Below are 23,978 nucleotides of genomic sequence, written 5' to 3'. Positions count from 1 at the left end.
CTTGACGCACAGGTGGGCCCCCGGCCCCTACGCCCCGCCCCCGTACGTGCCGTAGTCCGGTGATCCCGTCGTGGTGAAGATGTGGATCGAGACGCCGGCCGGGGTGGTCCGGTGGCTGGTCAGGCGCAGGCCCGTGGGGGCGCCGCCGTCCGGGAACAGGCGGCGGCCCTCGCCGAGGACGACCGGGGCGATGGCCAGGCGGAGTTCGTCGACCAGGCCGGCGGCCAGCAGGGACTGGGCCAGGCGGGCGCTGCCGTGGACCTGGAGGTCGCGGCCCGGGCGGCGTTTCAGGTCGGCGACGCGGGCGTGGACGTCGCCGGTCAGGATCGTCGTCGGGTCCCAGGTCGCCCCGGCCTCGGTCAGGGTGTGCGAGGCCACGTACTTCGGCAGGCCGTTGAGGACGGGTGCGAAGGGGTGGTCGGTCATCCGGGGCCAGTCCCGGGCGAAGTTCTCGTACGTACGCCGGCCCAGGAGGAAGGCGTCCGCCTCGCCGAGCCAGTCGCCCGCCACCTGCTCGAACGCCGCGTCCAGATGCGGTACGAACCAGCCGCCCCGGGTGAACCCGTCGCTGGTGTCCTCGTCCGGGGCCCCAGGGCCCTGGGAGACGCCGTCGAGCGTCAGGAACTCCTGCACCACCAGCTTCATCGTGGACCGCTCCTTCGGTGCGTGCGACGACGGGTCCGGCAGGACGCCGGTCCGGCGGGCGGGCGTACCCCCTGCTCCCTTCCTAGCAGGGGGAGGCGCCGGCCGCCGCGCTCAGAGCTCCCGGTGGACCTTCGTGTTGGACGCCTGCGCGCGCGGGCGGACCACCAGCAGGTCGATGTTGACGTGGCTGGGACGCGTGACGGCCCAGCCGATCGTGTCCGCCACGTCCTCGGCGGTCAGCGGGGCGGCGACGCCCGCGTAGACCTTGGCTGCCTTCTCCGTGTCGCCCCGGAAGCGGGTGGTGGCGAACTCCTCGGTCCTGACCATGCCGGGGGCCACCTCGATGACCCGGACCGGGGTCCCGACGATCTCCAGCCGCAGGGTCTCGGCGAGGACGTGCTCGCCGTGCTTGGCCGCCACGTAACCGCCGCCGCCCTCGTAGGCGGCGAGCGCCGCGGTGGAGGAGAGGATCACGATCGTGCCGTCGCCGCTCGCGGTGAGGGCGGGCAGCAGGGCCTGGGTGACGTTGAGGGTGCCGATGACATTGGTCTCGTACATCTGCCGCCAGTCCGCCGGGTCGCCGGTCGCCACCGGGTCGGCCCCGAGCGCCCCGCCGGCGTTGTTGACGAGGACGGCGAGGGTGCGGAACGCGGTGGCGAACTCGTCGACCGCCGCCCGGTCGGTGACGTCCAGCTGGTACGCCGTCGCCTGGTGGCCGGCCTCGTTCAGCTCGGCCGCCAGCGCCTCGACGCGGTCCTTGCGGCGGGCGGTCAGCACGACCCGGAAGCCCTCGGCGGCCAGCGTACGGGCGGTGGCGGCGCCGATGCCGCTGCTCGCGCCGGTGACGACGGCGATGGGGGTGGCGGCCATGGCGAATCTCTCCTCGGGCTGCTGATGCGTGCTGCTGACGCGTGCTGCGGTCGCGTACTGATGCCGCGTGCCGGTGTCGCGCACTGCTGGTCGGTACGGGCCAAGGATAGGCAGGCGTCGCGGACCGCCTCCGTGCGCGGGCGCACCCCGGCGTGCGGTGTGCGTGGGCCGGGCGGGCGCTGTACGCGCGGCGGGCGGATGGGCGCGGTGCGCGGGGTGGGCGCCGGGGTGCACGCGGCGGGCGGGCGCGGTGCGCGCCGCTACGCCGCCGCGCCCCCGAACTCGCGGACCGCCTCGGACACGATCGTCTCCAGGTGGCCGTGGTGGGCGCCGCGCCAGTAGACCCGGTCGCACTCCGCGCACTGGGCGAACACGTCGTACGCCTCCTGGGTGCCGTGCTCCAGCAGTCCGCTCACGGCGTCCTTGGCGGCCACGGCCAGCGTGCCGTTGCACGCGGTGCAGCGGGTCCACGGGGCCAGGACGGGGGCGAAACGGCCGAGGACGTCGCGCAGTTGCTCCTTGGGGCGGTCGCTGTAGACGTACGCTCCCGCCCAGATCTCGCGGCGGCGCAGCAGCCCCCGGTCCCGGGAGAGCAGGACTCGCCGCTCCCGCGCCGAGAGGGCGGCGAGCGCGGGGTCGCCGATGTCCTCGCTCTCGTACGCCGCGTCGACGCCCAGCAGCCGCAACCGGCGGGCCAGCGTGCCGAGATGGACGTCGAGGAGGAAGCGCAGGGGCGCGCCGGGGACCTGCTGGGGGCGTTCCACGGCGCGTACGGTGACGTGTTCGCCGGGGCCCGGCACGTGTGAGCGGGCCACGGGCGCGCCGTTCACCAGCAGGGTGCCGGCTTCGGTGAGCGGGACGCCGAGGGACTCGATGACGTGGCCGAGGGTCGAGGCGCCGTCCGTGACGAGGAGCGTGGGCCCGCCGCGACGCTCATGCGGAACGAAAAGTCGCAGTTCAGGGGCTACTTCGACGGTGATCTCGGGTCCGTTCACCCGGTCAGGATGCCACCGGCGGGGGAGGGGCTGCCAGGGGTTTCCCGGGGCGCGCGGGGGGCGCGTGTCCGTGCGGGGCGAACGCCGTCGGGGTGGCGCCCACCGTCGCGGTGAAGTCCCGCACCAGATGGGCCTGGTCGCTGTAGCCGAGGTCGGCGGCGAGCCGCGCCCAGTCGATCTCCGGGCCGGATGCGGCGGCCTCCAGCGCCTCGTGGATGCGGTAGCGGAGGATGACCCATTTGGGGCCGACGCCGACGTACGCGGAGAAGAGCCGTTGCAGGGAGCGTGCGGAGAGCCCGGTGTCCCGGGCGAGCCCGTCCACCCGGCGCACGGTGCGGTCGTCACGGATCCGGTCGACGACGGCCATCGCGAGAGCCGCCCGGGGGTCGGGGCGGGGTTCCAGCGCCAGCAGGCAGGCGTCCAGGGCGGCGACCCGGGCGTCCTCGTCGTCCGGGTCCAGGACGGCGTCCACCGGGGGCGGCGTACGGAGCACGTCGGCGGCGTCCACCCGGCGTCCGGTCAGGTCGGCGACGGCGTGCTCCGGCGCGAACGGGCGGAAGCCGCCGGGCCGGAACTGGACCCCGCAGACCCGGCCGCGCCCGGCCAGTTCCCGGGTGAAGAGGGCGTGGGCGACGCCCGCCACCTCGGCGTACCCGGACCGGTCCCGAGGGGCGTCCCCGTCGTCGTACCGCTGGAAGACCAGGTTCACCGACGGATGAGGGACGACGTGGGCGGCGTACGGCTCGGCGAGGTCCCAGTCGATGAGCCAGTAGTGCTCCAGGTACGGGCTGAGCGCGGCGGCGGGCTCGCGGCGGCGGAAGCGTACGCGGGCGAAGAGGTCCGGGGCGCCGACGATGCCCCGGGTGTCGCGGCGGGGTCCCTCGGTCATGACCGTGATCCTAGGGCGCGTCCGGCGGGCGGGGCCGGGACGTGCGAGGGGCCGTCTGTCGTGTTTCTTCTAGACGGCGGGGTGTGCGCGGCGCAGGGTGGCGGCATGACACAGAAGATCAGTGAACTGCTGGAGGCCGCCGCGGACTGGGCGATGCCGGTCGTGCGGGGCATCGACGACGCGCGGCTGGGCGATCCCACGCCGTGCGCGGAGTACGACGTGCGGGCGCTGCTGAACCACCTGTTCCTGGTGGTCGTGAACTTCCAGGCGCTCGCGGCCCGCGAGGACGTGGATTTCAGCCAGGAGCCGGAGTTCGTGACGGGCGACTGGCGGGGCCGGTTCGGTGAGGAGACCGCCCGGCTGGTGGAGGCGTGGGGCGCGCCGGGGGCCGAGGAGGGCACGACCGGGCGGATGGGGCTGCCGGCGCGGACGGTGGGGCTCATGGTGCTCGGCGACCTGACCGTGCACGCCTGGGACCTGGCGCGGGCGACCGGCGGGGACTTCGTGCCGGATGCGGGCGTGCTCGACGAGGTGGGCCCGGGGCTGGCGGCGATGGCTCCGCAGGCCCGCGAGATGAAGGTGTTCGGCGAGCCGTTCCCGGTGGGGGAGGACGCCACGGCCTTCGAACGGCTGCTGGCGTTGACGGGGCGCGATCCGGGGTGGACGCCGGGCGGGGCGACGGTGGGCTGAGCGGGGCGGGCGGGGCCCGGGGCGGTGCGGCGGGCTGAGCGGTGGGCGGGCCGGCGGTGCCCGACCCGGGCTGACACCGGAGGACGGTCCGCCGTGGGCCCGGCCCGGGCGGGGCACGCCGTTGTGGAGCGGGGCCTGTCCGCCCGCGTGTGGGGGCTCAGTTGGTGGGCTGGCCGCGCGTGGAGGGCCAGCCCGGAGCCCGGCCGCGCGTAGAGGCTCAGAGTGAGGGCCGGCCGCCCGGGGGCCGCCCGCTCGGGGCCGGGCCAGACAGTACGCCCGGGGCCCGTCCGCTCAGGGCCACACCAAGCAGTACGCCTGGTGCCCCGCGTCGTGCAGGCGGTGGGAGAAGTCCTGCCACTCGTGGAGCAGCTGGTAGACGTTGAAGGCGTCGCGCGGGCCGCCGCGGTCGGGGACCGTGGACCAGATGAACGCCGCCGCGCCCACCGACTCCTCGCCGACGCCGCGCAGCGGGTCGACCACGGTCATCGGGAGCTTCACCACCGCGTAGTCGGGGTGGAGGACGACCAGTTCCAGCGGGGGGACCTTGTGCAGCGGTATGCCCTGGATGCCGGTGAGGACCATGGCCGCCACGGTCTCCGGCTTGATCTTGGTGAACATGCCGCCCATGCCCAGCTCGTCACCGCCGAGTTCCTCCGGGCGCATCGAGATGGGCACCCGTGCGGCGGTGGCGCCGTCCGGAGCACCGAAGTACTTGTAGGTCACCCCCATCCCGCCCCCGCTCCTGGTCCCCGGGGGCGGTGTGCTCTCCGCACCCCTGCTCTGCGCGCGCTCGGTCCTGCGCCGGTGCCGCCCTCGACGGGCAGGCTCGGGCCCCAGGCCGTCGGTCCCTTCGCCCACTCCGCCACCGCGATGCATATCTCATCCACCCGACTACTTCTTAGGAGGCACAGTCCCCGCCGCGCAACCCGATCATCGTGTCAGTGACCTCCCCCGCGGGCGTGCGGTGAAACACCTGCCCGCAAGACCGTCCGTGCCTCTGACACCATGGCATGTGTGAGCTTTCCCTATGACGCCCCAGTTTCGCAGACGCGAGGGGGCTGACGCTCTTTCGTGATACGAGGGGAGCGCGCTCCCTGCTCACCGGTGGCCGAGATTGGTAGGGATTTCCCGGCCCGGCCTCCCGATACCCGAATCGCAGATCAGGACCAAAGTGGCGTATTCATACGAAGCCCCAGTTTCGCAGTCGCTGTTCGACCGGGCGTCCGTCGTGACGCCCGGCGGCGTGAACTCTCCCGTGCGTGCCTTCCGGGCCGTGGGCGGTACGCCCCGGTTCATGGTGTCCGGCACCGGTCCGTACCTGACCGACGCCGACGGCCGTGAGTACGTCGACCTCGTGTGCTCGTGGGGACCGATGATTCTCGGCCACTCCCACCCCGAGGTCGTCGCCGCGGTCCAGGAGGCGGTGGCCCGGGGGACCTCCTTCGGTACGCCGGGTGAGGGCGAGGTCGCGCTCGCCGAGGAGATCGTGGCGCGGATCGAGCCGGTCGAGCAGGTGCGGCTGGTCTCCTCCGGCACCGAGGCGACGATGTCGGCGATCCGGCTGGCCCGCGGTTTCACGGGCAGGGCGAAGGTCGTGAAGTTCGCCGGCTGCTACCACGGCCATGTGGACGCGCTGCTCGCCGCCGCCGGGTCGGGGCTCGCCACCTTCGGCCTGCCCGACACCCCGGGCGTCACCGGCGCCACGGCCGGGGACACGGTCGTGCTGCCGTACAACGACCTGGACGCGGTGCGCGCGGCCTTCGCCGCGCACCCGGGCGAGATCGCCTGTGTGATCACCGAGGCGTCGCCCGGCAACATGGGCGTCGTCCCGCCGGCGGACGGTTTCAACGCCGGGCTCAAGGAGCTGTGCGCGGCCGATGGGGCGCTGTACATCTCCGACGAGGTCATGACGGGCTTCCGTACGTCGAAGGCCGGCTGGTACGGCGTCGACGGGGTCCGGCCCGACCTGATGACCTTCGGCAAGGTCATGGGCGGCGGCTTCCCCGCCGCGGCCTTCGGCGGACGCGGTGACGTGATGGCGCACCTCGCCCCGGCGGGCCCGGTCTACCAGGCGGGCACCCTCTCCGGGAACCCGGTCGCCACGGCGGCGGGCCTCGCGCAGCTGCGGCTGCTGGACGACGCGGCGTACGCGAAGGTCGACGCGGTCTCCGCCGAGCTGCGCGCGCTGGTGGGCGACGCGCTCACCAAGGAGGGCGTCGCGCACACGGTCTCGGCCGCGAGCAACATGTTCTCCGTCTTCTTCACCGACCGCCCCGTGCGGAACTACGAGGACGCCAAGCGGCAGGACGTCTTCCGCTTCACCGCGTTCTTCCACTCGATGCTGGCGCAGGGCGTCTACCTGCCGCCCTCCGCGTTCGAGTCGTGGTTCGTCTCCACGGCCCACGACGAGCGGGCGGTCGAGCGTGTCGCCGCCGCCCTGCCCGCCGCCGCCCGCGCCGCGGCGGAGGCCACCGCATGAGCGAGAAGGGGAGTGACGCGAGCGTGAACCGGGACGAGCAGCTGACCGTCGTCCACGTGGTCCGGCACGGCGAGGTGCACAACCCGGACGGCGTGCTCTACGGCCGCCGCCCCGGCTACCACCTCTCCGACCTGGGCCGGAAGATGGCCGACCGGGTCGCCGAGCACCTGGAGAAGCGCGACATCACCCATGTCGTCGCCTCCCCGCTGGAGCGCGCCCAGGAGACCGCCGATCCGATCGCCCGGGCACACGGCCTGGAGCTGGCCACCGACCGCCGGCTGATCGAGGCCGGCAACGTCTTCGAGGGCAAGACCTTCGGCGTCGGCGACGGCGCGCTGCGCAAGCCGGACAACTGGAAGCACCTCACCAACCCGTTCAAGCCGTCCTGGGGTGAGCCGTACGTCGAGCAGGTCGTCCGGATGATGGGCGCGATCGACACCGCACGGGACGCGGCGCGCGGGCACGAGGCGGTCTGCGTCAGCCACCAGCTCCCGATCTGGATTCTCCGCTCCTTCGTGGAGCGCCGCCGGCTCTGGCACGACCCGCGCAAGCGGCAGTGCACGCTGGCCTCGCTGACCAGCTTCACCTACCGGGGCGACACGATCGTCTCGGTCGGCTACTCGGAGCCCGCCCGGGACCTGGTGCCCGCCCATCTGCTGGCCGGGGCGAAGCCGGTGAAGGGGAAGCCGGGGCAGTCGAAGGCGTTCGGCGCGTAGCAGTCGGCGGCGCGCCCCCGCCGCACGCTCTTCCCGCCCCGACGCCCCGCCCGGGCCTCGGGGCGTCCGGGGACATCACGGGACCGGTCACCGAAGCAACGGTGGCCGGTCCCGTCCCGTGCGGCGCCCGTTGCGAGCCGGTAGCCGGTAGCCGGTAGCCGGTAGCCGGTAGCCGACAGCCGACAGCCGCGAACCGTGAGTCGCCCGCTGTGAGCCGGAAGCCGGTGGTGGGTAGCCGTGAGCCGTCCGCCTCTCCCTCGCGCCTGTTCACGGCCCCCGCGCATGAGTTCGACGTTTCCGGGAAGCCGCCCCACATCCGCCGCCCGGCGGCAGAACTGCCGAGGGCCGTCCGTGCGTCCCTCACCCGGGGCGGCCCGCATATGTGTACGGGTCACGTACAGGCGTCGCGCCGTGTCCGGTCGGACTGTCGGACGATCGGCAAGGTAAAGCGTAAAGAAAGTCCCCAAATGTTCGGAACCGACGTGTTACGCACCTCATCTAACCCTTCAGCAGTTTGTATGGGCTTGATATAAAACGACCGCAGATGAGGACGGTATGCGCGACATCAATCGAAGGGGCCTGCTCGGTGCGGGGCTCGGGGCCGCAGCCGCGATCGGGCTCGCCGGATGCGGGACCTCCGGTTCCTCCGGTGACGGAGGGTCCGGGCAGGGCGGCAAGGGCGACGCCGGGACCGGCGGGAACGGCAGCGGCAACGGCAACGGCGCGCCGAAGAACAAGGTCCGGCCGATCGGCGACGGCTCGACCGCCGACACCGGCAAGCAGCCCCACCAGCCGCCGGCGCCCACCCCCCTCGAACCGGGTCAGACGCCGCCGCAGTTCGTGATCTTCTCCTGGGACGGGGCCGGCGAAGTCGGCAACGGCCTCTTCCCGCGCTTCCTCGAACTCGCCAAGGAACACGACGCGGCGATGACCTTCTTCCTCTCCGGGCTCTATCTGCTGCCCGAGTCGAAGAAATCCCTCTACCGCCCGCCGAACAACCCGCGCGGCGCCTCCGACATCGGCTATCTCACCGACGCGCACATCAAGGACACGCTGAAGTACGTGCGTCAGGCGTGGCTGGACGGCCACGAGATCGGCACCCACTTCAACGGACATTTCTGCGGCGGTTCCGGATCGGTCGAGCGGTGGACGCCCGCCCAATGGCACAGCGAGATCAATCAGGCTGTGTCGTTCGTCACGGAATGGCGGACCAATACCGGCTGGGAGGACGAGGACCCGCTCCCGTTCGACTACCGCAAGGAACTCGTCGGCGGCCGCACCCCCTGTCTGCTCGGCCAGGACAATCTGCTGCCGACCGCGAGCAAGCTGGGCTGGCGCTACGACGCCAGTTCGCCCGGCGGCCGCCAGATGTGGCCCGTCAAGCGCGGTGGCGTCTGGGACCTGCCGCTCCAGGCGATGCCGTTCCCCGGGCACTCCTTCGAGGTGCTCTCGATGGACTACAACATCCTCGCCAACCAGTCGCAGAATTCGACCAAGGGCATGCCCTCCCGTTATCCCGGCTGGCGCAAGCAGGCCACCGACGCCTATCTCGCCGGTTTCCAGCGCGCGTACGAGACGAATCGCGCGCCCTTCTACATCGGCAACCACTTCGAGGAGTGGAACGGCGGCATCTACATGGACGCCGTCGAAGAAGTGATCAAGAAGGTGGCGGACAAGAAGGACGTGCGCCTCGTCTCGTTCCGCCAGTACGTCGACTGGCTCGACGCACAGGACCCCGCCGTGCTCGACAAGCTCCGTTCCCTGGAGGTCGGACAAGCGCCCGCCGGTGGCTGGAACTCCTTCTTTAAACAGGCTTGACAAGGGGCTTTACGGGCACTGAGGGGGGCGCGCCGATCGCCGGAAACTGCCATGCGAAACTTTTCACATGAGCCTTGGCCGCGCGTCCCGACGCCGCTTCACCCTGCTCGCCGCCACCGCCGTGGCCGGTGCCCTGACGCTGTCCGCGTGCGGCGGTGGCGCCAAGTCGGGCGGCGGCGGCAACACCAACTTCGTCACCGGCACGGGCGGCGTCGCGACCGTTCCCAAGGCGGACCGGGTGGCCGCGCCGAAGCTCGACGGCGAGGGTTTGGACGGCAAGCCGGTCGACGTCTCCGACCACAAGGGCAAGGTCGTCGTCCTCAACGTCTGGGGCTCCTGGTGCGGCCCCTGCCGCCTGGAGGCGAAGTACTTCGCGAAGGTCGCCGAGGAGACCGCCGGCCAGGGCGTCCAGTTCGTGGGGATAAACACCCGCGACCCCGAGCGCGACAAGGCGATCAACTTCGAGAAGGACTACGGGGTCGAGTACCCGAGCATCTACGACCCGTACGGCAAGCTCATCCTCCGCTTCCCCAAGGGCACCCTGAACCCGCAGGCCATCCCGTCCACCGTGGTCCTCGACCGGGACGGGAAGATCGCGGCCCGCACGCTCCAGGCGCTCAACGGGGACGAGCTGCGGAAGATGATCGACCCGATCATCGCGGAGAAGTGACCCGGTGATCCCGCTCGCCGCCCACCACGAGACCGTCACGCTCGCCGCGACGAACAGCACCGTGTTGTCCGGGGCGCTCCTGGTCGCCCTGCCGCTCGCCCTGCTGGCCGGTCTCGTCTCCTTCTTCTCCCCCTGCGTCCTGCCGCTGGTCCCCGGCTACCTGAGTTACGTCACCGGGATCAGCGGCACCGACCTGGCCGACGCGCGCCGGGGCCGGGTGGTGGCCGGCGCCGCGCTGTTCGTCCTCGGCTTCACCGTGGTGTTCGCCTCCACCGGCGCGCTCTTCGGCTACTTCGGCCAAGAGCTCCAGATGCACGCCGAGGTGCTCAACAAGGTCCTCGGCGTGCTGATGATCCTCATGGGCGTCTTCTTCATGGGGCTCCTGCCGGGCGTGACGCAGCGCGAGTTCCGCTTCCACAAGCGGCCGGTGACCGGTCTGGCCGGGGCGCCGCTGCTCGGCGCCCTGTTCGGGATCGGCTGGACCCCGTGCATCGGCCCGACGCTCTCCTCCGTGCTGGCGCTCTCGACCCAGAGCGCCACCGCCGGACGCGGCGCGCTCCTGACCGTGGCGTACTGTCTCGGACTCGGTGTCCCTTTCGTCCTGGCCGCGGTCGCCTTCCGCAAGGCACTCGGCGCGTTCGGCTGGGTCAAGCGCCACTACGCATGGGTGATGCGGATCGGCGGCGGCATGATGATCGTGACCGGAATCCTGCTGCTGACCGGTGTGTGGGCCACGCTCATGCAGCACATGCAGAGCTGGTCCAGCGGCTTCGTTGTAGGGATCTGAGTTCATGAGCAAGGCGAACAGCACGGGCAGCACCGGCACGCGGCGGCCCGCGGACACGGACGCGGACGAGGCGACGAGCGCCTCGGCCCCCGGGCCGGACGGGTCCGCCCAGGACTCCGCCCACGGCGCGGCCGGCGAGCGGCTCTCCACCGCGCCCCGCGAGGACCGCCCCGAGACCGGCGGCGTGCCCGCGATGGGCGTGGTCGCGTGGGTCCGCTGGTTCTGGCGGCAGCTCACCTCGATGCGGGTGGCGCTGATCCTGCTCTTCCTGCTCTCGCTCGGCGCGATCCCGGGGTCCCTGATCCCGCAGAACAGCGTCGACGAGATGAAGGTGGAGGCGTTCAAGGGCCGGCACACCACCCTCACGCCGCTGTACGAGAAGCTCCAGCTCTTCGACGTCTACAGCTCGGTGTGGTTCTCCGCGATCTACATCCTGCTGTTCGTCTCGCTCATCGGCTGCATCGTGCCGCGCACCGGCCAGTTCGTCGGCCAGCTCCGCAGCCGTCCGCCGGGCGCGCCGAAGCGGCTGACGCGGCTGCCCGCGTACACCACCTGGCGCACGGAGGCCGAGCCCGACGAAGTCCGCGCGGCGGCCCTGAAGGTGCTGCGGAAGCGGCGCTTCCGGGTGCACGAGGCGGGCGACGCGGTCGCCGCCGAGAAGGGCTACCTGCGCGAGGCCGGGAACCTGGTCTTCCACATCGCCCTGATCGTCATGCTGGTGGCCTTCGCCTGCGGACAGCTCTTCAAGTCCGAGGGCGGCAAGCTGATCGTGGAGGGCGACGGCTTCGCCAACACCCAGACCCAGTACGACAACATCAAGTACGGCTCGCTCTACGACCCCGACTCGCTGGCCCCGTTCAGCTTCGTGCTGAAGGACTTCGTCGGCACGTACGAGAAGAGCGGCCCGCAGCGCGGCACCCCCCGCACCTTCGAGGCCCGGGTGACGTACGCGGAGGGGGCCGACGGCCCGGACCGCGACGGCGTCATCAAGGTCAACGAACCGCTCGTCGTGGACGGCACCAAGGTCTATCTGATCGCCCACGGCTACGCCCCCGTCGTCACCGTCCGGGACGGTTCGGGCAAGGTGGTCTCGCGGTCCGCCGTCCCGCTGCTGCCGATCGACAACAACATCACCTCGTCCGGCGCCATCAAGGTCATGGACGGCTACAAGGACAAGAACGGCGAGAAGACCCAGCTGGGCTTCAAGGCGTTCTTCGTGCCGACCTTCGCCGGTCACGGCAAGGGCCAGATGTTCTCGCAGTTCCCCGCCCTGGACTTCCCCGTGCTGGCGCTCAGCGCCTACCACGGCTCCCTCGGCGTCGACTCCGGGCTCGCGCAGAACGTCTACCAGCTCGACACGTCCAAGATGAAGGAGTTCAAGGACGAGAAGGGCGAGCTGCTCAAGAAGATGCTGATGCCCGGCGAGAAGCTGGACCTGCCGGACGGCGGCGGTTCCATCACCTACGAGGGCACCGAGGAGTGGGCCAGCTTCCAGATCTCGCAGCAGCCGGGCAACGGGTGGGCGCTCGGCGGGGCCGTCGCCGCCATCGCCGGGCTCGCCGGTTCGCTCTTCATCCAGCGCCGCCGCGTGTGGGTCCGGGCCGTCCGGGGCGCCGACGGCGTCACGGTCGTGGAGATGGCGGGCCTGGGCCGCAGCGAGTCCGCCCGGCTCCCCGAGGAGCTGGGCGAGCTGTCGGGCGCCCTCGTCGCCACCGCCCCCGTCGCCCCGGCCGCCCCGGAGGAACCGGACGCGCCCGACACCCCAGACGCGCCCGACACCCCCGACGCCCCGCACACCGACGGGAAGCCGATCACCCCGCACGCCGGCCAGGACCAGGAACAGGACCAGGACCCGGACGCGCCCGAAGCCACCAACGAGGCCGGGAGCCGGCCCGTACACCCTGCCGAAGGGGCTGAGAAGTGAATCTCGCCGCCGCAACGAACGAGAGTCTGGCGAGCGCCAGCAACGTTCTGATCTATTCGTCGATGGCCGTCTACACCCTGGCCTTCTTCGCGCACATCGCGGAGTGGGTCTTCGGCAGCCGCAGCAAGGTCGGCCGCACGGCCGCCGCGCTGTCCGCCCCGGCGGCGAAGGCCGCAGCCGGTACGGCGGCCCCCGCCGTGAAGACGCAGGCCGGCGGCACCGCCGTGCTGGAGCGCCCCGAGGTCGTCACCCGCTCGGCCAGTGGCACCCGCGACGTGCCCGACGGACCGGGCGCGGCCGGCGGCACCTTCAAGGGCGACCTGTGGGGCCGTATCGCGGTCTCGCTGACCGTGGTCGCCTTCCTCGTCGAGGCGGGCGGCGTCGCCACCCGCGCGCTGTCCGTGCAGCGGGCCCCCTGGGCCAACATGTACGAGTTCTCCATCACCTTCTCCACGGTGGCGGTCGGCTCCTACCTGGTGCTGCTCGCGTTCAAGAAGAACGTCCGCTGGATCGGCCTCCCGCTGGTCACCACGGTCCTGCTCGACCTCGGCATCGCGGTCACCACGCTCTACACCGACAGCGACCAGCTCGTCCCGGCCCTGCACTCGTACTGGCTGTGGATCCACGTCTCCACCGCGATCCTGTGCGGCGCGGTCTTCTACCTCGGCGCGGTCGGCACGATCCTCTACCTGTTCCGCGACAGCTACGAGAACAAGCTCGCCTCGGGCGGCACGCCCGGGAAGTTCGCCTCCTCGGTGATGGAGCGGCTGCCCTCGGCCGCCTCGCTCGACAAGTTCTCGTACCGGATCAACGCGGCGGTCTTCCCGCTGTGGACGTTCACGATCATCGCGGGCGCGATCTGGGCGGGCGACGCGTGGGGCCGCTACTGGGGCTGGGACCCCAAGGAGGTCTGGTCCTTCATCACGTGGGTCGCGTACGCCGCCTACCTGCACGCCCGCGCCACCGCCGGCTGGAAGGGCCGCAAGGCCGCCTACCTGGCCCTCATCGCCTTCGCCTGCTGGCTGTTCAACTACTACGGCGTGAACATCTTCGTCTCCGGCCTGCACTCCTACGCCGGAGTCTGATCCGCCGGACACGCTCAGGGCGCGTCCGACGAATCTTGATCGGGGCCGCGACGCCTGGAACGGCACCTCGCGGCGTTGCCGAAACGCCCGAATCGCTCCGCGATGCAGGCGTTCCAGCGCCTTGCGATGCACCGCACCAGACGCCGCGGCCCATCCGATCCTGATCCGCCGGACACGCCCTCGGCCCCCGGACGGCACAACGTCCGGGGGCCGAGGTGTGTGCGCGGCGTCCGTCAGGAGGCGGGCGGGGCCTTGTCGTCGGGGTTGGTGCCGTCGCGGCGGCCCCGCTCCTCCTCGGCCTCCGCATCCGGCTTCCGGTCGTCCTTGAGGGACTTCAGGAAGTCCGGGTTGTCGTCCGGGGCCACCCACTGCTGCCGCCTGCTGCGCTGCCAGGAGCCGGGTCCGGACGCGCCGGCCGCGGAGCGGCGGGTCTTGCCGGCGATCAGCCAGACGACCGGGCCGACGATCCAGAACAGCAGGATGATGAAGACCCAGGCGATCTTCGGCAGATGCTTGGTCTCCTCCTCGGAGGTGTTCAGGCAGTCGATGAACGCGTAGATTGTCAGAGCCAGCGGTACGAGAAACATCAGGGCTCTCATGGTGCGTCCCCCAGGAGGTGGCGGCGGGCGGGATGATTGCCCCGTATCGCCGCCAGGGTACCGGCTCGACATGAAGGATCCCGGGCCCCGGCCGGGTCCGGCGCGGGTCCCGGCGAAGGCCCGTCCGGGCCGTGCGACGCGGCCCCGCCGGGGGGAGCCCCGGCCCGGGCGCGGGGGCGGGGATGACAAACTGGACCGCATGGCTTACGACGATCTTCGCTCCCTGCTCCGGGCTCTCGAGCGCGATGGTGATCTCAAGCGCGTCAAGGTCGAGGTCGACCCCCACCTGGAGGTCGGTGAGATCGTCGACCGGGTCAACAAGGCGGGCGGCCCGGCCCTGCTGTTCGAGAACGTCAAGGGGTCCTCGATGCCCCTGGCGATGAACGTCTTCGGCACCGACCGTCGCCTGCTCAAGGCCCTCGGGCTGAAGTCGTACAGCGACATCAGCGACAAGATCGGCGGGCTCCTCAAGCCGGAGCTGCCGCAGGGCTTCGTCGGCGTGCGGGAGGCGTTCGGGAAGCTCGGCTCGATGGTGCACGTGCCGCCGAAGAAGGTGAAGTCCGGCGACGCGCCCGTCCAGGAAGTGGTGCTGACCGGCGACGACGTCGACCTGGACCGGCTGCCCGCGCTGTTCACCTGGCCCGAGGACGGCGGCTCGTTCTTCAACCTCGGCCTCACCCACACCAAGCACCCCGAGACCGGCATCCGGAACCTGGGCCTCTACCGGCTCCAGCGCCACGACAAGCGCACCATCGGGATGCACTGGCAGATCCACAAGGACTCCGCCAACCACTACCAGGTCGCGGCGAGGCGCGGGGAGCGGCTGCCCGTCGCCATCGCCTTCGGCTGTCCGCCCGCTGTGACGTACTCCTCCACCGCGCCGCTGCCCGGCGACATCGACGAGTACCTGTTCGCCGGGTTCGTCCAGGGCAAGCGGATCGAGATGGTCGACTGCAAGACCGTGCCGCTCCAGGTCCCCGCGCAGGCCGAGGTCGTCATCGAGGGCTGGCTGGAGCCGGGCGAGATGCTGCCGGAGGGCCCGTTCGGGGACCACACCGGCTTCTACACCCCGCAGGAACCGTTCCCCGCACTGACCATCGACTGCGTGACCATGCGCAAGCGGCCGCTGCTCCAGTCCATCGTGGTGGGCCGGCCGCCGACCGAGGACGGGCCGCTGGGCCGGGCCACGGAGCGCTTCTTCCTGCCGCTGCTGAAGATCATCGTGCCGGACATCGTGGACTACCACCTGCCCGAGGCGGGCGGCTTCCACAACTGCGCGATCGTCTCGATCGACAAGAAGTACCCGAAGCACGCGCAGAAGGTGATGAGCGCCATCTGGGGCGCGCACATGATGTCGCTGACCAAGCTGATCGTGGTGGTCGACTCCGACTGCGACGTCCACGATCTGCACGAGGTGGCCTGGCGGGCGCTCGGCAACACCGACTACGCCCGGGACCTCACCGTCACCGAGGGTCCGGTCGACCACCTGGACCACGCCTCGTACCAGCAGTTCTGGGGCGGCAAGGCGGGCATCGACGCCACGAAGAAGCTGCCGACCGAGGGGTACACCCGGGACGGCGGCTGGCCGGAGATGGTCGTCTCCGACCCGGAGACGGCGGCGAAGGTCGACCGCCGCTGGAAGGAATACGGGCTGTGAGCAGTACGGCAGAGGCGGCGTCGGTCCCCGGGCCCGCGCCGTCGGACAGCAAGGTGAAGGCGTTCCTGCGGCTGGTGATGATCGAGCACTCGGTCTTCGCGCTGCCCTTCGCGTACATCGCCGCGCTGACCGCGATGTTCCTGAAGGACGGGACGATCCACTGGGGCGTCCTGCTGCTCGTCACGCTGGCGATGGTGGGGCTGCGGACCTTCGCGATGGCGGCCAACCGGATCATCGACCGGGAGATCGACGCCCGCAACCCGCGCACCGCGGGCCGGGAGCTGGTGACCGGCGCGGTGTCGGTGAAGTCGGCGTGGACCGGGGCGCTCGTCGCGCTGGTGGTGTTCCTGGGGGCGGCGGCCCTGCTGAACCCGCTGTGCCTGGCCCTCGCGCCGGTCGCGGTGGTGCCGATGGTGGTCTACCCGTACGGCAAGCGGTTCACGAACTTCCCGCACGCCATCCTGGGGCTCGCCCAGGCCATCGGGCCGGTCGGCGCCTGGCTGGCGGTGACCGGAAGCTGGTCGTGGGACGCGGTGATCCTCGGGCTCGCGGTGGGGATCTGGATCGGCGGGTTCGACCTGATCTTCGCCTGCCAGGACGTCCAGGCCGACCGGGCGCACGGGGTGCTCTCGTTCCCGGCGCGGTTCGGGATTCCGGCGGCGCTGTGGGGCGCGCGGGTATGCCACGTGATCACGACCGGGCTGCTGGTGTGGTTCGGCCTGGCCACGGACGCCGAGGTCTTCTACTGGATCGGCATGGTGATCGTCGCGGCGGCGTTCGTGTACGAGCACCGGGTGGTGCGGCCGCACGACCTGTCCCGGCTGAACCGGGCGTTCTTCTCGGTGAACGGTTTCATCGGCATCGCGCTGTTCGCCTGCGCGCTGCTGGACCTGCTGGTGCGGGGCCTGACCCCGTGACGCGGTGACGCGCCTCGGTCGCTGAGGGCGTGCCTCAGACCGTGACCAGGTTGTCCGGTCCTCGGCGTGCGGGCGGACGGCGGAAGAGGAACGCCGCCGCCACCCCGCCGATCAGCCCGAAGAGATGGCCCTGCCAACTGATCCCGGAGTCGGTCGGCAGGACGCCCCACAGCAGCGAGCCGTAGACCACGGCGACGCCGATGCCTATGAGGACGTCCCAGGGGCGGCGGTCCACGAAGCCGCGCACCAGGAGATAGCCCAGCAGCCCGAAGACCACGCCGGACGCGCCGAGCGTCACCGTGTTCGCCGGGGCGGTGAGCCAGACGCCGAGGCCGCTGGCCACGATGATCGTGAGGACGACGGCGGCGAACCGGCGGAGCCCCGCGAGGGCGGTGATGAAGCCGAGGACCAGCAGCGGCACGCTGTTGGAGGCCACGTGCTCCCAGCCGCTGTGCAGGAACGCGGCGGGCACCACGTCCCGCAGCTCCGCCACCTCGCGCGGGCTGATGCCGTAGGTGTCCAGGGCGTTGCCCGTGACCTGGTCGATGCCTTCGAGGACCCAGAGCAGGGCCACCCAGCCGGCCATCAGGAGCCCCGCGGTCAGGGCCCGCCCGCCGCCGGTGGTGCCGCGGCGCGCGGTGCGGTCGGTCGTCCAGTAGTCGCCCATGGTGTACCCCTGCCCCCGGGTTGCCCGTCACCCGGTTGAACGTCTGCGGCGGCCGCCCGGTTCCGGGTGCCGGGTGCGAAGGGGCGCCGGATAGGCTCGCGGGTGTGGAATCCAGGACTTCAGTGACTCATCAGCAGCGGCGGCCTTGGATTGTCGGGGTGTCCGGTGCTTCGGGTACCCCGTTCGCGGCCGCCGTCCTGCGGGGGCTCCTGGCGGCCGGCGAGAGCGTCGATCTGGTGGTGAGCCGGGCCTCGCGCCTCACGCTGCTGGACGAGACCGGCATCGCGTTCCGGGACGGGCACTGGCGCGACGACCTGCGGGTCTGGCTGGAACGGGGCGCCGACGGGAAGCCGGACGCGTTCGCGGTGGGGGAGGCCGAGCTGGAGCGCGTACGCCACTGGCCGGCCGGCGATCTGGCCGCCGGGCCGTCCTCCGGGTCGTACCCGGCGCGGGGGATGCTCATCGTGCCGGCCTCGACGGCCTGTGTGGCCGGGGTGGCGCTCGGTCTGTCGAAGGATCTGCTCCAGCGGGCCGCGAGCGTGACGCTCAAGGAGCGCCGTCCGCTCGTCGTCGCGGTGCGCGAGACCCCGCTGAGCGGCCAGACGCTGAAGCAGATGGTGGCCCTGGACGAGGCGGGCGCGATCGTGCTGCCCGCCTCTCCGGCGTTCTACGCGGGGGCGACGCACATCCAGGACCTGGTGGACTTCGTCGCCGGGCGGGTGCTGGACGCGGCGGGTGTGCCGCACGGCCTGTACCGCCGCTGGGAAGGAGAGCTCGGTGGCGGCTCCCGCGACCCGGGGGGCCGTTAGGTCCCGGGGGGCCGTCAGGGGCCGTCGGAGCCCGTCCCGGCGTCAGCGCTTCTTGTGCGCGCGCGGGGTGCGGGTCTTGTCGACGCGGTGGGCGGCGGCGGGCTGGTGGGCACGCGAGCGGTTGGCCAGGTCCTGCAGCTCGCGCATCCGGGCGTAGGCCATCTCGATCGTGTACACGGTGACGTCACTCCTGAAGATTCGAAAGCGTTTCTTGGATGTTCTGAAAGATTTGTAGGGTGTCGGCCCTACATGCCTTAGATTCTACACGTAAACTCGCGGTACTGCTGAACAATGGAAGGTTTCAGTCATATGGACGCGGTGGACAGGCAGCTCATCCAGGCCCTCAGGGAGAACGGCAGGGCCTCGTACGCCGAGCTGGGACGGCTGGTGGGGCTCTCCGGGCCCAGCGTCACCGACCGCATCAACCGGCTGGAATCTGCCGGTGTCATCACCGGCTACCGCGCCACCGTCGACTCCGCCTCGCTCGGGCTGGGGGTGACCGCGCTGATCGGGATCTCCCTCTCCGACGCGGCCGACCACGAGGACGTGGCCCACCGCCTCAAGGACCTCGCGGAGATCGAGGACTGCTGGTTCATCGCGGGCGACGACTCGTACATGCTCAAGGTCCGCGTCGGGGACGTGGACGGGCTGGAGCGGACGATCCGCCGGCTGAGCGGCACGAAGGGCGTCTCGCGGACCCGGACCACGATCGTTCTCTCCACCAAGTGGGAGAACCGGGTCGGGGAGCTTCCCGAGGAGTCGTAGGGGCCCGGCGGCCCCGGACCGGCCCGCGCGGCCCGGCAGGGGGCCGCTCCCCGCCGGAGGCCGGGGGAGTACCGTGGGGCGGAGTCTGAACACGGAGAAATGGGAGGCGCCCTAGTGGACGCGGGACTCAAGCGCGAGCTGGAGGAGAAGGTCCGGGCCGGCGAGCGGCTGACCCGCGAGGACGGGATCGCCCTCTACGCGTCCGACGACCTGGCGTGGCTGGGCGGCCTGGCGCACGAGGTGCGGACGCGCAAGAACGGCGACGTCGTGCACTTCAACGTCAACCGCCACCTCAACATGACCAACGTGTGCACCGCCTCGTGCGCGTACTGCTCCTTCCAGCGCAAGCCGGGCGAGAAGGACGCGTACACCATGCGCATCGAGGAGGCCGTCCGCCTCGCCAAGGCGATGGAGGGCGAGAACCTCACCGAGCTGCACATCGTCAACGGGCTCCACCCGACCCTCCCGTGGCGCTACTACCCGCGCTCGCTCAGCGCCCTCAAGGAAGCCCTGCCGGACGTGGCGCTCAAGGCGTTCACGGCGACGGAGATCCACCACTTCGAGACGATCTCCGGGCTCTCCGCCTCCGAGATCCTCGACGAGCTGATCGAGGCCGGGCTCGAATCGCTGACCGGCGGCGGGGCGGAGATCTTCGACTGGGAGGTCCGCCAGCACATCGTCGACCACCGCACCCACTGGGAGGACTGGTCGCGCATCCACCGCCTGGCGCACGAGAAGGGGCTCAAGACCCCCGCGACGATGCTGTACGGGCACATCGAGGAGCACCGCCACCGCGTCGACCACGTGCTGCGGCTGCGGGAGATGCAGGACGAGACCGGCGGCTTCCAGGTCTTCATCCCGCTGCGCTACCAGCACGACTTCGTGGACATGAAGGACGGCAAGGTCCGCAACAAGCTCCAGGCGCGCACGACGATGGCGACCGGCGCCGAGGCGCTCAAGACCTTCGCGGTTTCCCGGCTGCTCTTCGACAACGTCCCGCACGTCAAGGTGTTCTGGGTGATGCACGGTGTGCAGACCGCCCAGCTCGCGCTCCAGCACGGCGCGGACGACATGGACGGCTCGGTCGTCGAGTACAAGATCACGCATGACGCCGACGACTTCGGGACGCCGAACAAGCTCGGCCGCGACGATCTGCTGGACCTGATCCGCGACGCCGGTTTCCGGCCGGTCGAGCGGAACACCCGCTACGAGATCCTGCGCGAGTACCCGGGCCCCGACCCGGACCGGCGCGAGTCGCCGCAGCCGATGCGCGTCTGACGCGCACCGCGTCGCGTTCCGCGTTTCGTCCCGCGTTTCGTTCCGCACGAGAGCCCCGGCCCGCTGTCCCCGGCCGGGGCTCTCGTGGGTCCGGCAACCCCCTGAACCGAGAGAATTCGGACCATGCTTCACTGGACGGGCAGAAGCGTGTCGAGAATTCCCGGGAAGAGAGAGGGCCCACCGTGTCCGCTGCCAAGCCGAGCGCGATGATCCGTTACACGGCGTTGCGCCTGCTGATCTTCGTCGGCTGTTTCTTCGTCGCCGGTGTCGCCGTCCACTTCGGCCTCGTTCCCTCCGGTCTCGGCGGCTCCAACATGGTCTGGGTGATCCTCCTCGGCCTGATCCTCTCCGCGCCGCTCAGCTATGTGCTGCTGCGCAAGCAGCGCGACGAGATGTCCGAGCAGATCGTCGCCGGCGTCGACCGCACCAAGGCCCGCCTCGACGCCAACCGCACCCGCGAGGACGCGGTTCAGTAAGGTTCCTCACACGCGCGCGCCGCGCGTACCGCCTTCCCCCAGGCCCCGTACCGGAGCAGACCGCTCCGGAGCGGGGCCTTCGGCGTTCCGCCCGTACCCCACAACGGGGAAAGCGCTGTCCCCTGACCAAAGAAACGCTTTGAGGTTCTCAAAGTTCAAGTGTTAACGTGTTCGACATGAAGACAGCAGTGCGCCTCCGCCATGCCGTGAGCATCCCGCTCGTGGCGCGCCTGCACGTCGATCTCTGCCGCTGTATGTCCGCGGTCTGTTGCCGCAGCGTCTGATCCGGCATCATGCAGCGGCGCCGCCCCCGACGCGGGCGCCGCGACCCCGTCCCCGTTCCACCGCACGACCGCACGGGCACCCCCGTGCGTTTCCGATGCGATCCCCGTTGGAGTGTGTCCGTGTCCGCGTCCCCCGCGTCCACCGCCCCGGAGGCCGAACAGCCGTCCGGCCCCGGCCCCCGCCGCTACGTGCCCAGGGTCCCGTTCTGGATCCAGATCGTCGTCGGTCTGGTGCTCGGCGTACTGCTCGGCTGGCTCGCCCGCAGCTTCGAGCTCGGCTGGCTCGTCACCACCCTCGACGAGATCGGCTCGCTCTTCGTCCAGCTCCTGAAGCTGGCCGTCGCCCCGCTGGTCTTCTTCGCGATCCTGGTGTCGATCACCAACCTGCGCCAGGTCAACAACGCCGCCCGGCTCGCGACCCGCACCCTGCTCTGGTTCATGATCACCTCGCTGATCGCGGTCGCCATCGGCCTCGCGATCGGCCTGATCACCAACCCCGGCGCCGGCACCGGACTCACGCCGAAGGACGGCGCGCTCTCCGAGACCAAGGGGAGCTGGATCGACTTCCTGACCGGCATCGTCCCGGACAACGTGATCACGCCGTTCACCGAGCTGAACGTGCTCCAGATCGTGTTCATGGCCGCCGTCGCCGGTATCGCCGCGCTCAAGCTCGGTGAGAAGGCCAAGCCGATCCTCACCCTCAGCCAGTCGGTCCTGGAGCTGCTCCAGAAGGCCCTGTGGTGGGTCATCCGCCTCGCCCCGATCGGCACCGTCGGCCTCATCGGCTACGCCATCGCCGACTACGGCTGGGACCTCATCGGCAAGTACGCGACGTTCACCGCCGACGTCTACATCGGCTGCGCCCTGGTGATGTTCGGCGTCTACCCGCTGCTCCTGGCCACCGTCGCCAAGGTCAGCCCGCTCCAGTTCTTCAAGGGCGCCTGGCCCGCGATCCAGCTCGCCTTCGTCTCCCGCTCCTCGGTCGGCACCATGCCGGTCACCCAGCGGGTCACCGAGCGCCTCGGCGTCCCGAAGGAGTACGCCTCCTTCGCCGTCCCGTTCGGCGCGACCACCAAGATGGACGGCTGCGCCGCGATCTACCCGGCGCTGGCGGCGATCTTCATCGCGCAGATCTTCGACGTGCAGCTCGGCATCGGCGACTACCTGCTGATCGCCTTCGTCTCGGTGATCGGCTCCGCGGCCACCGCCGGCCTCACCGGCGCGACGGTCATGCTGACCCTCACGCTGTCCACGCTGGGCCTCCCGCTGGAGGGCGTCGGCCTGCTCATGGCGATCGACCCGATCCTCGACATGATGCGCACCGCCACCAACGTGGCCGGCCAGGCGCTGGTCCCGGTGATCGTCTCGGCCCGCGAGAAGATCCTCGACCACGACGCGTACGACACCGCGTCGGCCTCCCCGATCGACTCCCTCGACCAGGACGACGTCCGCGACGCCGAGCGGAAGGTGACCCTGCCGGCCCCCGCCTGACCCGGCGGGCGGCACGCGCCGCGCACGACCGCGCCCCCGGCCACGTCTTCCGTACGTGGCCGGGGGCGCGGTCGTGTCCGAAGACTCCGGGTGCGCGGTCAGGGCCGCCGGAAGAGCACCTCGGGGTGGGCCGGGCTCGGGCCGTCCAGCAGCCGGGCCGGCCGGCCGCGCAGGGACCGGTCGAAGAACGCGGTCACGTAGGCGCGGGTGATCGCGGTCGAACGGGTGGCGGAGAGCGGCGCGCTCGGGTCCACGATGCCGAGCTGCTCCCCGATCTCCGGGGTGTCGGTGAAGGTGAAGTGCCCGGAGTCCCGGACCGTCAGCCACCGCTTGAAGCCGTCCAGCCGCGTCCAGCCCTCGTCCCAGGTCGTGTCGCCGCCGCCCGGGCCGTGCCCCGGCTCGGTCCCCAGCATGAGGAACGGCCGCCCGCCGAGGCCCCGCGCGCTCACCGGGTCGAAGAACATGCCGTCCATGTTCACGCCCGCGTCCACCCGGCGGTCCGCCGCCATGGTGGAGGCGGCCGCGTTGCCCCCGATCGAGTGGCCCGCCATGCCGATCCGGTGCGGCTCGATCGTCCGGGCGTGCCGCCACGCCGGGCGCGGGCCCGTCAGCCGGTCCAGCAGGAACGACACGTCGGCGGCCCGCCCGGTGGAGACGGCGGCCAGCACCTTCCGCCGCCCGGCCTCGTCGGGCTGCGCGTCCACCGCGTCGCACGCGGCGCACGGCAGGACCCGCCCGTCGGGCAGCTCCATCCCGGTGGTCTCGTACGGGTGGTCCGCGCTCGCCACGACGTAGCCCCGGCTCGCCAGCTCCTCCGCGAGCCCGGTCAGCGTGGCCCGGGGCGTGCCGAAGCCGGGGGAGAGCACGACCAGCGGGAAGCGTCCCGGGGCGGGCGCGGCCGCCGTACGGGCGTGGGTGCGGGCGGCGCTCACCAGACCCGGCCACGCCGGATCGTCGAGCCCGCGCTGCGCGAGCATCAGCCGGGCCTCCTCCACGGCCAGGTACGGGGCCGGGTCGCCGCCGGTGCCGGGGCGGGCCGGGTAGTGCAGGGTGACCGAGAGCCGGCGCGGCCCGGCGTCCGGCGCCCAGGGGTCGGGGCGGGCGTGGTCGGTGAGGAGGAGGGCGTCGCGGCCGGTGGCGTACGGGCCGGTGGGCCGGGGGAGGGCCAGGGCGGAGGGGGTGGCCGCCACCGCCGCCGTCGGAATCGAGGCCGAGGCCGAGGCGGGGGCGGCCGTCGTGGCCAGGGTGGCCAGGGCGACCAGGGCCACCGCTGCCGAAGCGGCGGCCGACCGCCGCCGGTTGCGCGGGAAGATTGTCATGTCCGCCACGCTAGGCGGCGGTTCCGGGTCTCCGCGTCGGACGTCGGGTGGAAGCGGGTAGGACCGAGGTATGACCCGCGTCATCCGATGGTCGCGGAGCCTCCGCCCGGCGCTTTCCTTGATCACTCGCTGCGACGTGGGGCCGCCG

Annotated in this window: 24 protein-coding genes; 15 read left to right on the top strand and 9 right to left on the bottom strand. The window is 71.5% G+C overall.

The genetic code is table 11. From position 1 onward, the window contains the following. Window positions 1–27: 27 nt before the first annotated feature. The 4 genes from IF19_RS0107810 to IF19_RS0107795 all read right to left on the bottom strand — a co-directional run bounded on the left by IF19_RS0107810 (window position 28) and on the right by IF19_RS0107795 (window position 3,399). Window positions 28–645 (bottom strand): dihydrofolate reductase family protein, encoded by a 618-nt coding sequence (locus IF19_RS0107810; RefSeq protein WP_030276238.1) that lies wholly within the window; start codon window positions 643–645, stop codon window positions 28–30. Window positions 646–756: 111 nt separating this feature from the next. Continuing rightward, window positions 757–1,515: an SDR family NAD(P)-dependent oxidoreductase gene (locus IF19_RS0107805; RefSeq protein ID WP_030115718.1), complete on the bottom strand. Its 759-nt coding sequence runs from the start codon at window positions 1,513–1,515 to the stop codon at window positions 757–759. Between the two features lie 260 nt (window positions 1,516–1,775). Next, window positions 1,776–2,510: a Mut7-C RNAse domain-containing protein gene (locus IF19_RS0107800; protein WP_030115717.1), complete on the bottom strand. Its 735-nt coding sequence runs from the start codon at window positions 2,508–2,510 to the stop codon at window positions 1,776–1,778. A 4-nt stretch (window positions 2,511–2,514) separates the two neighbouring features. Further along, window positions 2,515–3,399 (bottom strand): helix-turn-helix domain-containing protein, encoded by an 885-nt coding sequence (locus IF19_RS0107795; RefSeq protein WP_050493718.1) that lies wholly within the window; start codon window positions 3,397–3,399, stop codon window positions 2,515–2,517. A 105-nt stretch (window positions 3,400–3,504) separates the two neighbouring features. Here IF19_RS0107795 and IF19_RS0107790 point away from each other — a divergent pair, with 105 nt between their 5' ends. Then, window positions 3,505–4,089 (top strand): TIGR03086 family metal-binding protein, encoded by a 585-nt coding sequence (locus IF19_RS0107790; RefSeq protein WP_030115715.1) that lies wholly within the window; start codon window positions 3,505–3,507, stop codon window positions 4,087–4,089. Window positions 4,090–4,380: 291 nt separating this feature from the next. Here the strand turns inward: IF19_RS0107790 and IF19_RS0107785 are convergent, their stop codons facing one another. Further along, window positions 4,381–4,965: a hypothetical protein gene (locus IF19_RS0107785; protein WP_078580496.1), complete on the bottom strand. Its 585-nt coding sequence runs from the start codon at window positions 4,963–4,965 to the stop codon at window positions 4,381–4,383. Window positions 4,966–5,296: 331 nt separating this feature from the next. Here IF19_RS0107785 and hemL point away from each other — a divergent pair, with 331 nt between their 5' ends. The 7 genes from hemL to ccsB all read left to right on the top strand — a co-directional run bounded on the left by hemL (window position 5,297) and on the right by ccsB (window position 13,568). Continuing rightward, on the top strand, window positions 5,297–6,568 hold the full coding sequence (gene hemL, locus IF19_RS0107780) for a glutamate-1-semialdehyde 2,1-aminomutase (RefSeq protein WP_078580505.1): 1,272 nt from the start codon (window positions 5,297–5,299) through the stop codon (window positions 6,566–6,568). Next, window positions 6,565–7,284 carry a histidine phosphatase family protein gene (locus IF19_RS0107775; RefSeq protein WP_030115712.1) on the top strand — a complete coding sequence of 240 codons (720 nt, stop codon included), beginning with the start codon at window positions 6,565–6,567 and terminating at the stop codon, window positions 7,282–7,284. Before hemL ends, IF19_RS0107775 begins: the two co-directional genes overlap by 4 nt. A gap of 555 nt (window positions 7,285–7,839) precedes the next feature. Continuing rightward, complete coding sequence (locus tag IF19_RS0107770) at window positions 7,840–9,102, top strand: polysaccharide deacetylase family protein (RefSeq protein ID WP_030115711.1); 1,263 nt, start codon at window positions 7,840–7,842, stop codon at window positions 9,100–9,102. Window positions 9,103–9,169: 67 nt separating this feature from the next. Then, window positions 9,170–9,772 carry a TlpA family protein disulfide reductase gene (locus IF19_RS0107765; RefSeq protein WP_030115710.1) on the top strand — a complete coding sequence of 201 codons (603 nt, stop codon included), beginning with the start codon at window positions 9,170–9,172 and terminating at the stop codon, window positions 9,770–9,772. A 4-nt stretch (window positions 9,773–9,776) separates the two neighbouring features. Further along, the gene (locus tag IF19_RS0107760; protein ID WP_030115709.1) at window positions 9,777–10,559 is read left to right on the top strand and encodes a cytochrome c biogenesis CcdA family protein; all 783 of its coding nucleotides are present in this window, start codon (window positions 9,777–9,779) and stop codon (window positions 10,557–10,559) included. A 4-nt stretch (window positions 10,560–10,563) separates the two neighbouring features. Beyond that, the gene (gene resB, locus IF19_RS0107755) at window positions 10,564–12,483 is read left to right on the top strand and encodes a cytochrome c biogenesis protein ResB (RefSeq protein ID WP_030115708.1); all 1,920 of its coding nucleotides are present in this window, start codon (window positions 10,564–10,566) and stop codon (window positions 12,481–12,483) included. Then, window positions 12,480–13,568 (top strand): c-type cytochrome biogenesis protein CcsB, encoded by a 1,089-nt coding sequence (gene ccsB / locus IF19_RS0107750; protein WP_030276234.1) that lies wholly within the window; start codon window positions 12,480–12,482, stop codon window positions 13,566–13,568. The genes resB and ccsB overlap by 4 nt, the downstream gene beginning before the upstream one ends. A gap of 233 nt (window positions 13,569–13,801) precedes the next feature. Here the strand turns inward: ccsB and IF19_RS0107745 are convergent, their stop codons facing one another. Further along, the gene (locus tag IF19_RS0107745; protein ID WP_030115705.1) at window positions 13,802–14,155 is read right to left on the bottom strand and encodes a PLD nuclease N-terminal domain-containing protein; all 354 of its coding nucleotides are present in this window, start codon (window positions 14,153–14,155) and stop codon (window positions 13,802–13,804) included. Window positions 14,156–14,366: 211 nt separating this feature from the next. On the opposite strand from IF19_RS0107745, the gene IF19_RS0107740 reads away from it, so the two are divergent. Next, complete coding sequence (locus tag IF19_RS0107740; protein WP_030115704.1) at window positions 14,367–15,824, top strand: menaquinone biosynthesis decarboxylase; 1,458 nt, start codon at window positions 14,367–14,369, stop codon at window positions 15,822–15,824. After that, window positions 15,821–16,741, top strand: coding sequence for a menaquinone biosynthesis prenyltransferase MqnP (gene mqnP / locus IF19_RS0107735; RefSeq protein WP_030115703.1), 921 nt, complete (start codon window positions 15,821–15,823; stop codon window positions 16,739–16,741). The genes IF19_RS0107740 and mqnP overlap by 4 nt, the downstream gene beginning before the upstream one ends. A 34-nt stretch (window positions 16,742–16,775) precedes the next feature. Here mqnP and IF19_RS0107730 read toward each other — a convergent pair whose 3' ends face one another. Further along, on the bottom strand, window positions 16,776–17,408 hold the full coding sequence (locus IF19_RS0107730; RefSeq protein ID WP_030115702.1) for a rhomboid family intramembrane serine protease: 633 nt from the start codon (window positions 17,406–17,408) through the stop codon (window positions 16,776–16,778). A 122-nt stretch (window positions 17,409–17,530) separates the two neighbouring features. Here IF19_RS0107730 and IF19_RS0107725 point away from each other — a divergent pair, with 122 nt between their 5' ends. After that, complete coding sequence (locus tag IF19_RS0107725) at window positions 17,531–18,217, top strand: UbiX family flavin prenyltransferase (protein WP_030115701.1); 687 nt, start codon at window positions 17,531–17,533, stop codon at window positions 18,215–18,217. A 42-nt stretch (window positions 18,218–18,259) separates the two neighbouring features. Here IF19_RS0107725 and IF19_RS1000000138645 read toward each other — a convergent pair whose 3' ends face one another. Continuing rightward, window positions 18,260–18,394: a hypothetical protein gene (locus tag IF19_RS1000000138645; RefSeq protein WP_256438788.1), complete on the bottom strand. Its 135-nt coding sequence runs from the start codon at window positions 18,392–18,394 to the stop codon at window positions 18,260–18,262. Between the two features lie 132 nt (window positions 18,395–18,526). On the opposite strand from IF19_RS1000000138645, the gene IF19_RS0107715 reads away from it, so the two are divergent. The 4 genes from IF19_RS0107715 to IF19_RS0107700 all read left to right on the top strand — a co-directional run bounded on the left by IF19_RS0107715 (window position 18,527) and on the right by IF19_RS0107700 (window position 22,511). Continuing rightward, window positions 18,527–18,982, top strand: coding sequence for an Lrp/AsnC family transcriptional regulator (locus tag IF19_RS0107715; RefSeq protein ID WP_030115700.1), 456 nt, complete (start codon window positions 18,527–18,529; stop codon window positions 18,980–18,982). Window positions 18,983–19,096: 114 nt separating this feature from the next. After that, window positions 19,097–20,260, top strand: coding sequence for an aminofutalosine synthase MqnE (gene mqnE / locus IF19_RS0107710; RefSeq protein WP_030115699.1), 1,164 nt, complete (start codon window positions 19,097–19,099; stop codon window positions 20,258–20,260). 182 nt (window positions 20,261–20,442) lie between these two features. After that, complete coding sequence (locus IF19_RS0107705; protein WP_030328721.1) at window positions 20,443–20,736, top strand: DUF4229 domain-containing protein; 294 nt, start codon at window positions 20,443–20,445, stop codon at window positions 20,734–20,736. Window positions 20,737–21,140: 404 nt separating this feature from the next. Continuing rightward, entirely contained in the window at window positions 21,141–22,511 is a 1,371-nt protein-coding gene (locus IF19_RS0107700; protein ID WP_030115697.1) for a dicarboxylate/amino acid:cation symporter, read from the top strand. Window positions 22,512–22,609: 98 nt separating this feature from the next. Here IF19_RS0107700 and IF19_RS0107695 read toward each other — a convergent pair whose 3' ends face one another. After that, window positions 22,610–23,830, bottom strand: coding sequence for an alpha/beta hydrolase family protein (locus tag IF19_RS0107695; protein WP_030276232.1), 1,221 nt, complete (start codon window positions 23,828–23,830; stop codon window positions 22,610–22,612). Window positions 23,831–23,978 lie beyond the last annotated feature (148 nt).

Source organism: Streptomyces californicus (genome assembly GCF_000717645.1).
Taxonomy (GTDB): domain Bacteria; phylum Actinomycetota; class Actinomycetes; order Streptomycetales; family Streptomycetaceae; genus Streptomyces; species Streptomyces californicus.
The sequence above is the reverse complement of the archived record's forward strand: the minus strand, read 5'-3'. Positions and strand labels throughout refer to the sequence as shown.

What these genes read in the sequence shown, in the direction of transcription:
- IF19_RS0107810 (WP_030276238.1), bottom strand. Translation starts at nt 645, where the DNA reads ATGAAGCTGGTGGTGCAGGAGTTCCTGACGCTCGACGGCGTCTCCCAG.
- IF19_RS0107805 (WP_030115718.1), bottom strand. Translation starts at nt 1,515, where the DNA reads ATGGCCGCCACCCCCATCGCCGTCGTCACCGGCGCGAGCAGCGGCATC.
- IF19_RS0107795 (WP_050493718.1), bottom strand. Translation starts at nt 3,399, where the DNA reads ATGACCGAGGGACCCCGCCGCGACACCCGGGGCATCGTCGGCGCCCCG.
- IF19_RS0107790 (WP_030115715.1), top strand. Translation starts at nt 3,505, where the DNA reads ATGACACAGAAGATCAGTGAACTGCTGGAGGCCGCCGCGGACTGGGCG.
- IF19_RS0107785 (WP_078580496.1), bottom strand. Translation starts at nt 4,965, where the DNA reads ATGCATCGCGGTGGCGGAGTGGGCGAAGGGACCGACGGCCTGGGGCCC.
- IF19_RS0107775 (WP_030115712.1), top strand. Translation starts at nt 6,565, where the DNA reads ATGAGCGAGAAGGGGAGTGACGCGAGCGTGAACCGGGACGAGCAGCTG.
- IF19_RS0107770 (WP_030115711.1), top strand. Translation starts at nt 7,840, where the DNA reads ATGCGCGACATCAATCGAAGGGGCCTGCTCGGTGCGGGGCTCGGGGCC.
- IF19_RS0107765 (WP_030115710.1), top strand. Translation starts at nt 9,170, where the DNA reads ATGAGCCTTGGCCGCGCGTCCCGACGCCGCTTCACCCTGCTCGCCGCC.
- resB (WP_030115708.1), top strand. Translation starts at nt 10,564, where the DNA reads ATGAGCAAGGCGAACAGCACGGGCAGCACCGGCACGCGGCGGCCCGCG.
- IF19_RS0107745 (WP_030115705.1), bottom strand. Translation starts at nt 14,155, where the DNA reads ATGTTTCTCGTACCGCTGGCTCTGACAATCTACGCGTTCATCGACTGC.
- IF19_RS0107740 (WP_030115704.1), top strand. Translation starts at nt 14,367, where the DNA reads ATGGCTTACGACGATCTTCGCTCCCTGCTCCGGGCTCTCGAGCGCGAT.
- IF19_RS0107730 (WP_030115702.1), bottom strand. Translation starts at nt 17,408, where the DNA reads ATGGGCGACTACTGGACGACCGACCGCACCGCGCGCCGCGGCACCACC.
- IF19_RS0107715 (WP_030115700.1), top strand. Translation starts at nt 18,527, where the DNA reads ATGGACGCGGTGGACAGGCAGCTCATCCAGGCCCTCAGGGAGAACGGC.
- IF19_RS0107695 (WP_030276232.1), bottom strand. Translation starts at nt 23,830, where the DNA reads ATGACAATCTTCCCGCGCAACCGGCGGCGGTCGGCCGCCGCTTCGGCA.